Genomic DNA, 9,492 nt, shown 5'->3' on the forward strand with positions numbered 1-9,492 from the left:
CTTCGATGGATTAACTAAGACTATAAAGCACTTGGCAAGATTAGCCCAATAAAAAAACCAGCCATAAAGGCTGGTTTTTAATTGTGTCGCGGTGTATTTCTTCTGCAATGATTTCTCTGCTGAAAAACCACCGTCCTCACGGGGTCATTATTTTTTTGCTTCAACCCATTTTCCATCAATATAGAAAGCAGACCATCCTGTGGCTTTGCCCTCTTTTTCTGATGAAACATACTGTTGCTTAGTTTTACGGCTAAAGCGGACCATGGTTTTGTTCCCCTCTTTATCCGTGACCGGCGCATCAGCCAGATAGCGCAATTTCTCCGGTAACCTATCCTTAAAGCGGACCAACTCTTCAACCAACGGCGCACGAGTTTCACGCGATTTAGGGAAGGTATTGGCAGCCAAGAATACACCTGCTGCGCCATCTCGTAATACGAAATAGGCATCAGATTTCTCGCAAGGCAACTCTGGCAGTGGAACAGGGTCTTCTTTCGGTGGCGCTACTTCACCGCTACGCAAAATTTTACGAGTGTTCTTGCACTCGTCGTTCGTGCAACCCATGTACTTACCAAAACGCCCCATTTTCAGGTGCATTTCGGAGCCACATTTCTCGCACTCAACAATAGGACCTTCGTACCCTTTAATGCGGAATTCACCCTGCTCGATCTCATAACCATCACATGCGGGGTTATTACCACAGACATGCAATTTACGTTGGTTATCGATTAAGTAGCTGTCCATCGCTGTGCCACATTTCTGGCAACGGCGGCGGGCGCGCAAGGCGTTAGTTTCCGCATCATCACCTTCCAGAATATTCAGAATCTCTGCTTCCGGCACCAGATTAATGGTGGTTTTGCAGCGTTCTTTCGGTGGCAATGCATAGCCAGAACAACCTAGGAATACCCCAGTACTAGCAGTACGAATCCCCATCTGACGACCACAGGTTGGGCAGTCGATACTGGTCATGACCATTTGATTTGGGCGCATGCCGCCCTCTTCAGGATCTTTCTCAGCTTTTTCTAACTGTTCGCTAAATTCCGCGAAAAAGCCATCCAATACCGCTTTCCATTCAGCCTGATTGTTAGCGACCTGATCCAGGCCACTTTCCATGCGTGCAGTAAAATCATAATTCATCAATTCACGGAAATTTTCTTCCAACCGATCAGTGACGATTTCACCCATTTTCTCCGCATAAAAACGGCGGTTTTCTACCCGAACATAACCACGATCCTGAATAGTGGAAATAATTGACGCGTAGGTAGATGGTCGGCCAATGCCGCGTTTTTCTAACTCTTTTACCAGAGAAGCTTCGCTGTAACGTGCCGGTGGCTTAGTGAAGTGTTGGCTTGGAATAAGTTTCTGCAAATCAAGCTCACTACCAACCTCAATCACTGGCAAGGTTCTATCTTCATCACCTTTGCGTAAAGCTGGCATCACTTTGGTCCAACCATCAAAGCGTAAAGTACGGCCTTTGGCCCGCAGTTGGAAATCCCCTGCCTGCACAGTTAATGTGGTGGAGTCATACTTAGCCGGTGTCATCTGACAAGCGACGAACTGGCGCCAGATCAACTGGTACAGCTTCTGTGCGTCGGGTTCCATATCTTTTAACTGTTCAGCAAGTACATTCACATCTGATGGACGAATAGCTTCATGCGCTTCTTGCGAATTTTCTTTGCTGCTGTACTGATTCGGTGCAGATGGCAAATATTTATCACCAAAATTATCACCGATATAACCACGCACCATGGTGAGTGCATCTTGGCTCAAATTGGTTGAGTCAGTACGCATATAGGTGATGTGGCCCGCTTCATACAAGCGTTGCGCCATCATCATCGTTTTCTTCACCCCAAAGCTCAGACGAGTACTGGCTGCCTGCTGCAAGGTGGACGTGATAAAAGGCGCGCCGGGTTTGCTACTGGTCGGTTTATCTTCACGATCCAGTACTTTGTAGCTGGCCTTCTCCAGTAAATTCAGTGCCGCATGCGTTTGTTCACGATTAACCGGTTTAAACGGCTTATTGTGCGCATGGGTGACTTCCATCTGGATCGGAACTTCACCTTTCGCGAGCAAATCAGCATGCAGTTCCCAGTACTCTTCAGGAACGAATGCTTTGATGTCACGTTCGCGCTCCACCACCAAACGCACCGCAACAGACTGAACGCGGCCAGCAGATAAGCCACGAGCTATCTTTTTCCAAAGCAACGGCGAAACCATATACCCCACAACCCGATCCATAAAACGGCGAGCTTGCTGGGCATTGACCCGATCGATATTCAGTTCACCGGGTTGATTAAACGCTTGCTGAATGGCGTTTTTGGTAATTTCGTTAAATACCACACGACTAAAACGCTTATCGTCACCACCAATTACTTCCCGCAAATGCCAGGCAATCGCCTCTCCTTCGCGGTCAAGGTCGGTTGCGAGGTAGATATGGTCAGCGTTTTCAGCTAATGCTTTCAGCTCGGCAACCACTTTTTCTTTACCGGGCAAAATTTCATACTGCGCTTTCCAGCCATGATAAGGATCCACCCCCATACGATTGACCAAGGCAACCTTTTCGTCTTTCTTTACTTTGGTTTTGGGTTTATCCGCTGCTTTCTTGGCTTTATCTTCAGTTGAGTTCGCGCTCTTCTTACTGGCTGAGCCACTGGTCGGCAAATCACGAATGTGACCGACACTGGACTTAACCACGTAGTTATTCCCTAAGTATTTATTAATAGTTTTGGCTTTTGCCGGGGACTCAACTATTACAAGAGCTTTACCCATAATTACCTTTACCTAAATTATTTCTTCTAAAAGAAGGTTTTTATCTTGCCGTACCGCGGCATTCTGTATCTCTTTTTTATATTGCGGTACTTTCTCAGGAGATCAACCTGTTTTTTTGATCGGACGATAAAATATCGCTCCGAGTCTTAGCGGGCTACCGCTCAAAAATTTTCGCCTGCACCTAGAGAGATATCCGTTAATTCTGACTCTTGGTGCGAACAAAACCTTCCACCTAATAGTATAAAATCCCACACTTTACCTGATAAAAAGCGCTACGCAACCAAATTAGCCTGTAATCTGTATTTATCCAATCACGGTGATAAAACCATCAACGGCTCGAGTAAACCTTAGCCGGTTTGCGAACAAATGCTAACCCGCAGTACAATGCTGAGATAAATTGCCTGATAATGAGGGGAAATAATGCTCGGTAACACCACACCCATTACACGAAATCAATTATTGGCAGAAGCCAATGAGATTATTCGTCAACATGAAGATTATATCCAGGGTATGCAGGCGACGGAAGTTGAGCAAAAAGGGCCTGTATTAGTCTTCCGCGGAGAGTTTTTCCTTGATGCTGACGGGTTGCCAACGGCAAAAACAACGGCTGTATTTAATATGTTTAAGCACTTAGCTCACGTTTTGTCAGCTAAATATCATTTAATTGATTAGCGTTCTGTTGAACTTGAAATACCGTCCAATAGCGCAAAAAATAACAGGGGACAAAACCCCTGTTATTCTGAGTGAGAAATAGGATTAACGTTTATAACAGGGGTTTCTCGCCACGCTGCCACCAGCGCAATAATAGGCGGTCAGCACTTTCAGCCGCGCTCCCGGTAAAGCGATCCATTAGGCGTTTGCGGCGTGAATAACGTACACCAATAACTTCGTGATTATCCATTTCAGCAATCAGTAAATCATCGCTGGTCCCAATGGCATCGACCAACCCTTTCTCTTTCGCTTGCGTACCAAACCAATGTTCACCGGTGGCGACAGCATCAATATCCAACGATGGTCGCTGCTGCTGAACGAACTGCTTAAATAACAGGTGCGTTTCATTCAAATCTTCGCGGAATTTCTCACGCCCTTGTTCGGTGTTCTCACCAAACAATGTCAGAGTGCGCTTAAACTCACCCGCGGTATGCAGTTCTACATCGATATCGTTCTTTTTCAGCAAACGGTGGAAGTTGGGAATTTGCGCCACAACACCGATGGAACCGATAATAGCAAAGGGTGCGCTGATGATACGATCAGCCACACAGGCCATCATATAACCCCCACTCGCGGCAACTTTATCGACCGCTACCGTCAAGCGGATACCTTTGTGACGCAAACGTTCGAGTTGCGAAGCAGCTAAGCCATAGCCGTGAACCACACCGCCGGGACTTTCCAGTCTGAGCAGCACTTCGTCTTGAGCTGTAGCGACGGCCAATACTGCTGAAATTTCTTCACGCAATGAAGTGACTTCGTGTGCATCAATGCTACCTTTAAAATCAATAACATATAAACAGGGTTTTACGGCTGCGACCGCACCTGCTTTGGCACGTTGTGTTTTCAGTTTCTGATCGGCTTTTTGCTGTTTTTTAAACGCTTTACTCCAGGCTTTTTGTTCCCCATGGCTCATGCGACCCAGCCGCATTTCTCGCTGCATTTCCTTATATTGCTCACCCAGATCAACCAGACTCAGTTCTCCCCGTTGCCCTTGTTTCCTCATTCCTTGGCTGACAATCAATAACACGATGGCACCTATCGCAATCACGATGGTCACCACTTTCGCCAGAAACAGTCCGTACAGAGAAATCAACTCCACAAATACCGCCTTATTCATTTGCTATTAGAGAGATATTGGCATTCTAGCGAACCCACGCCTCGGCGTCTTGCGCAAATGAAGAATTGCATTGGTTTCGCTTAAATATAAGAATATAAGTGATATCGCGGCACGCTTGGGCAAAATGCCCACCGCCATCAAGAGGAATAATTATGCATTATCAACCTAAACATGACCTGCTCAATAATCATTATATTTTAGTCACGGGTGCAGGTGATGGTATTGGTCGTGAAGCCGCGCTGACTTATGCGCGTTTTGGTGCACGTTTAATTTTAGTTGGCCGTACCGAGAGCAAACTGATCGCCGTTCAACAACAGATTGCTACGGAGAGTGGCTTACCTGCGGTAGTGATAACGCTCGATCTGTTAAAGGCCACTCAACACGATTGTCAGGAATTAGCGGATAAACTAGGCGACCAAATTACCCATCTGGATGGGGTGTTGCATAACGCAGGTTTACTGGGTGATATCGCGCCCATGTCTGAGCAGGATATCGCCACGTGGCAAGATGTCATGCAAGTGAATGTCAATGCGACATTTATGCTTACGCAAGCACTACTCCCTGTGCTGCTGAAAGCCCCTAGTGCCTCACTGGTATTCACCAGTTCTAGCGTAGGCCGCCAAGGTCGTGCGGGATGGGGAGCCTATTCAGTTTCCAAATTTGCAACAGAGGGCATGATGCAAGTTCTTGCAGAAGAATATAAACAGACTAATCTGCGAGTGAACTGCATTAACCCTGGGGGGACAAGAACCCCAATGCGTGCAAGTGCATTCCCTGATGAAGACAAATCTAAATTAAAAACACCGGCCGATATTATGCCGTTATATCTTTACCTCATGGGCGATGATAGCCGAAGAAAGACGGGTATCAGCTTTGATGCACAACCAGGTCGTAAACCCGGCCCTGCTGAGTAATAAAAGGAATATTCAATGTCCGAAGAACGCCATCAACAACGCCAACAAAAAATAAAAGAAAAGGTTGAATCACGGGTTGCCGCCGCACAGGAAATTCGCGGCATCATGATCGTTTTTACCGGTAACGGCAAAGGCAAAACCACTGCGGCGTTTGGTACTGTCACCCGAGCAGTGGGTCATGGCTTAAAAGCCGGCGTCATTCAATTCATTAAAGGGGAATGGCCCAATGGCGAGAAAAATTTACTGCAACAACATGGTGTTGAATTTCAAGTAATGGCAACTGGCTTTACTTGGAATACTCAGAACAGAGAAACCGATACCGAAGCTTGTCAGGGTGTGTGGCAGCACGCGTTACGTATGTTGGCTGATCCAACCCTGGATTTGGTTGTACTTGATGAGCTGACTTATATGGTTGCTTACGACTATTTAGCACTCGATGAAGTCGTTAATGCCCTTAAACAGCGCCCAGCTCATCAAACAGTCATTATTACCGGTCGTGGATGCCATCGTGATTTACTGGAAATGGCCGATACTGTCAGTGAATTGCGACCGGTGAAACATGCTTTTGATGCCGGTGTTAAAGCTCAGCAAGGTATTGATTGGTAATTTGACAAAGTCATCTGCAAAAAAAATGCCGCAGTGATAACTCTGCGGCATTTTTTTTGATCTGATTAAATGGGGATCACTTATCCCTTCCCCATAATATCACTTTCCTACACGTACTCTTTACCCGCGCTTATTCGATCCGCGACGACCGGTATTTGTTACTGGTACAGCACTACCGACATTTTGACGAGTCGAACCTTTACGCGCTGAAGCTTGACGACCAGCAACTTGGCGGCCCGCAACTTCAGTATGGCGTTTAACCGCCCGACGAATTTGATTCGCTTTAACTCGGCGACGATCTTTCTCAACGGACAACTTACTCACCGTTTCAGAATCGAGTTCTACTAACTCACGTAGGTAGTTAGTGGCTTTCAAATCTAATTCAGTCCAGCCACCACGAGGCAGACCTTTCGGGAGATTGATATCACCGTAACGTACACGAATCAAGCGACTCACCTGCACGCCAACCGCTTCCCACAGGCGACGAACCTCACGGTTGCGCCCTTCGGTCAAGGTGACGTTATACCACTGGTTAATCCCTTCTCCACCTTGGAAAGTGATGGTGCGGAATGCCGCTGGACCATCTTCCAATTGCACGCCATTACTGAGCTGTTTGATCTTTTCATCATCGATTTGACCAAACACGCGTACTGCGTACTCACGCTCAACTTCGCGGCTTGGGTGCATCAGGCGATTAGCCAACTCACCATCTGTGGTGAACAGTAATAAACCTGAGGTATTCACGTCCAAGCGGCCTACCGCAACCCAACGCGAACCACGCAATTTAGGTAAACGATCAAATACCGTTGGGCGACCTTCAGGATCATTACGGGTACAAAGTTCGCCTTCTGGTTTGTAATAGGCCAGAACACGGCACACGACTTCTTCAGACTCAGTTATAGAAAGAAGATGGCCATCAAGACGAATTTTAGTGGCTTGAGTCACTTCAACACGATCACCTAACGTAGAAATTTTGCCATCTACGCTAACACGGCCCTGCTGAATAATTGCTTCGATTTCCCGACGAGAACCATGACCGGCTCTGGCCAAGACTTTCTGTAATTTTTCGCCCACGATTTTATCGCCCTGTGATTTAGGGCTCTGCGGCTTTGAATTTGGTAACTTTTGGTCTTCTGACTTCTCGCTCATTGAGCAACCTCTAATGTCGCCTTCACAGGCGTCAGTTTTAACTACAAAATCAATGCGTTAGCTTAACGCCTCATTAAATATCAATGAGTTATAACATTAAGGTACACAACATGAATAACAAATGGGTAAACAACGGGTTTAAGTTTACCACAGAGCGCAATGGATTTTTTTATATTAATTTCAGCCCCTCCAATTGGTGAATGTGACCGGTGATAAGATCCTCTATGCGACTATACTAAATGCTGACACAGCCTATGTGGCATAGTTCTAGTCGATAATATGATAGCTGTTCCAACTGAATAACCTCATACAACTAAACTGTAAACTCGCGAGGTGGCCTATGTTATACGTTGATATTCCAAGCCATGCAGAATTCTCTCGTTTATCTGATGTCCGCTCTGATGCCTGTATTTCCATCTACCTTGAAACTTCTCCGTTGCACCAAAAATTAGAAGCAAGCAAAATTCAATTGAGCAACTTCATTAAAGAAGCATTGCAGCAGGTTGCGGAAAAAGGTTTGGATAAACGCCGTTTAGTTCTGTTGGAAGAAGAACTTTATTCGGTGTTGGAAGATGAGGATTTTTGGGATCTACATGCCCACAGTCTAGCCATTCTGGCCACGCCGGACAGTATTACAACTTACCGTTTAGCAAACAAACTACCCAACCAGCTTGAAATAGGCGAGCGTTTCTACCTTAAACCTTTACTGCGAGCACTCACCTTCCCTCACTCAGCCTATGTTCTGGCTTTATCAGAGAATCAGACGCGCCTGATTGAATTTTTTGCCGATGCACCGCCAGTGGAAGTTATCGTGCCGAATATGCCATCTCGCAAACGTGATGCAATGGGCGACGCTGCATTAAACGACCATCAGCATGGCGCGGTTCACCATAAGATACGCTTAGCGCAATACACCCGAAAAATAGACCAAGCCTTGCGCCCAATCTTTGCGAGACATAACTACCCGCTTATTTTGGTTACAACCGAGCCTTTAGCTGCTATTTATCGTGCAACCAACTCGTTACCGAATCTTACCGACGAAACACTTTTCTGTAATGCCGAGCATTTGGGAGCATCTGAGCTGGTGACTCAGGTTCGTCCATTGTTAGAGAACTATTATCAAACGCAGTTAAATGTGCTGAAATCACAATTCGAGGCCCGCTCAGGTAAGCGACGGGTGACGCAGGATCTATCCGATACGGCCCGCGCAGCAACTTTTGGCGCCATTGAATTACTGCTGATTAATATCGACAGCAGCGTAAATGGGACCATTGATGATGAAGGCTTAATCTCCTTCAGCGGCAGTGGTAATGAAGTGAGTTACGGGATTATCGATGAGATTGCCAAACGAGCGATTGCAACCGGAGCAAGAGTATTGGCTGTACGCAGCGAAGACCTGCCATCCGGTGCCGACCTCAACGCGATATTACGTTATCCCCTATAAATACACGTCTGAAGCCCCGCTTAGGGGCTTTATTGTTAACAAACTTTCCATCGGTCGCAGACACTTAGCGTTATTAGTTACACATTGCGGTGTGATATATTGCGCAATAGCTTTTAACGTGCAAAGAATGCCCTAATACGACTGATTATGATTAACTAGCAATTAGTTTAATATAAATAAGGAACCAGCCATTAACCTATTGCGATGTTAGTAGTGTCCTGAGTATTTCATTAACTGTTTTTACACCTAGTTTATTATAAATATTTCGCCGATGGGCACTGGCTGTTTTACTTTTCATATTTAATCGTACTGATATGTCAGGATTTCTTAACCCAATTAATATACATTCAAAAACCTCATTCTCTCTTTCAGTGAGTTGCGATTTGATTTTATTTTTCAAATCAAGTCGATTAAAGTTTTTTGGCGTTTTTCGTGATCTTAATGCCTTGGTTATCATTAGCTTAATGTTTTTTACTGATGATGTTTTACACAGTATTCCATCAGATAGAATGGAGAGATAGGTGAAATCCTCAGTGCCAGCATGCTTTCTGCAAAAAACCATAACGAAAGATAGTGGGTTTGACGCTCTTATTTGACTAATGGTATTAAATACCTTGGAAGGATTAATATCGTCAACGTCGAGAATAACAACACTACGCTCGTTTGATTCACTGTATATTCTCTCATCGTCAATGGAATAGTATTGTTCAACATTCACACCCATGGCCTCATTATGGACCATATTAATTTCTCTGATGATTATATCGAATGATAATAGCGTTAAA

At 45.5% G+C, this 9,492-nt stretch carries 8 protein-coding genes; 4 read left to right on the forward strand and 4 right to left on the reverse strand.

The annotated features are described in order from the left end of the window. Positions 1–147: 147 nt before the first annotated feature. Positions 148–2,766, reverse strand: coding sequence for a type I DNA topoisomerase (gene topA, locus BN68_RS05145; RefSeq protein ID WP_019210093.1), 2,619 nt, complete (start codon positions 2,764–2,766; stop codon positions 148–150). Positions 2,767–3,186: 420 nt separating this feature from the next. On the opposite strand from topA, the gene BN68_RS05150 reads away from it, so the two are divergent. Beyond that, positions 3,187–3,438, forward strand: coding sequence for a YciN family protein (locus BN68_RS05150; RefSeq protein WP_019210094.1), 252 nt, complete (start codon positions 3,187–3,189; stop codon positions 3,436–3,438). A 91-nt stretch (positions 3,439–3,529) separates the two neighbouring features. On the opposite strand, the gene sohB is transcribed toward BN68_RS05150, so the two are convergent. Continuing rightward, positions 3,530–4,576 (reverse strand): protease SohB, encoded by a 1,047-nt coding sequence (gene sohB / locus BN68_RS05155; protein ID WP_019210095.1) that lies wholly within the window; start codon positions 4,574–4,576, stop codon positions 3,530–3,532. Between the two features lie 170 nt (positions 4,577–4,746). Between sohB and BN68_RS05160 the strand changes: the two genes are divergently transcribed. Both BN68_RS05160 and cobO read left to right on the forward strand, forming a co-directional pair. Next, positions 4,747–5,508 carry a YciK family oxidoreductase gene (locus BN68_RS05160; RefSeq protein ID WP_019210096.1) on the forward strand — a complete coding sequence of 254 codons (762 nt, stop codon included), beginning with the start codon at positions 4,747–4,749 and terminating at the stop codon, positions 5,506–5,508. A 15-nt stretch (positions 5,509–5,523) separates the two neighbouring features. Beyond that, on the forward strand, positions 5,524–6,114 hold the full coding sequence (cobO, locus tag BN68_RS05165; RefSeq protein WP_019210097.1) for a cob(I)yrinic acid a,c-diamide adenosyltransferase: 591 nt from the start codon (positions 5,524–5,526) through the stop codon (positions 6,112–6,114). A gap of 120 nt (positions 6,115–6,234) precedes the next feature. On the opposite strand, the gene rluB is transcribed toward cobO, so the two are convergent. Continuing rightward, positions 6,235–7,263 (reverse strand): 23S rRNA pseudouridine(2605) synthase RluB, encoded by a 1,029-nt coding sequence (gene rluB, locus BN68_RS05170; protein ID WP_019210098.1) that lies wholly within the window; start codon positions 7,261–7,263, stop codon positions 6,235–6,237. Between the two features lie 340 nt (positions 7,264–7,603). On the opposite strand from rluB, the gene BN68_RS05175 reads away from it, so the two are divergent. Further along, positions 7,604–8,707, forward strand: a complete 1,104-nt coding sequence (locus BN68_RS05175; RefSeq protein WP_019210099.1) for a baeRF11 domain-containing protein — start codon at positions 7,604–7,606, stop codon at positions 8,705–8,707. A gap of 196 nt (positions 8,708–8,903) precedes the next feature. On the opposite strand, the gene BN68_RS05180 is transcribed toward BN68_RS05175, so the two are convergent. Next, on the reverse strand, positions 8,904–9,449 hold the full coding sequence (locus BN68_RS05180) for a helix-turn-helix domain-containing protein (protein WP_226720399.1): 546 nt from the start codon (positions 9,447–9,449) through the stop codon (positions 8,904–8,906). Between the last annotated feature and the right edge of the window lie 43 nt (positions 9,450–9,492).

The sequence above is a fragment of the Yersinia massiliensis CCUG 53443 genome (assembly GCF_000312485.1).
GTDB lineage: Bacteria > Pseudomonadota > Gammaproteobacteria > Enterobacterales > Enterobacteriaceae > Yersinia > Yersinia massiliensis.

Excerpts from the sequence above, each read along its gene's own strand:
- topA (WP_019210093.1), bottom strand. The coding sequence starts at position 2,766 with ATGGGTAAAGCTCTTGTAATAGTTGAGTCCCCGGCAAAAGCCAAAACT.
- BN68_RS05150 (WP_019210094.1), top strand. The coding sequence starts at position 3,187 with ATGCTCGGTAACACCACACCCATTACACGAAATCAATTATTGGCAGAA.
- BN68_RS05160 (WP_019210096.1), top strand. The coding sequence starts at position 4,747 with ATGCATTATCAACCTAAACATGACCTGCTCAATAATCATTATATTTTA.
- cobO (WP_019210097.1), top strand. The coding sequence starts at position 5,524 with ATGTCCGAAGAACGCCATCAACAACGCCAACAAAAAATAAAAGAAAAG.
- rluB (WP_019210098.1), bottom strand. The coding sequence starts at position 7,263 with ATGAGCGAGAAGTCAGAAGACCAAAAGTTACCAAATTCAAAGCCGCAG.
- BN68_RS05175 (WP_019210099.1), top strand. The coding sequence starts at position 7,604 with ATGTTATACGTTGATATTCCAAGCCATGCAGAATTCTCTCGTTTATCT.
- BN68_RS05180 (WP_226720399.1), bottom strand. The coding sequence starts at position 9,449 with ATGGTCCATAATGAGGCCATGGGTGTGAATGTTGAACAATACTATTCC.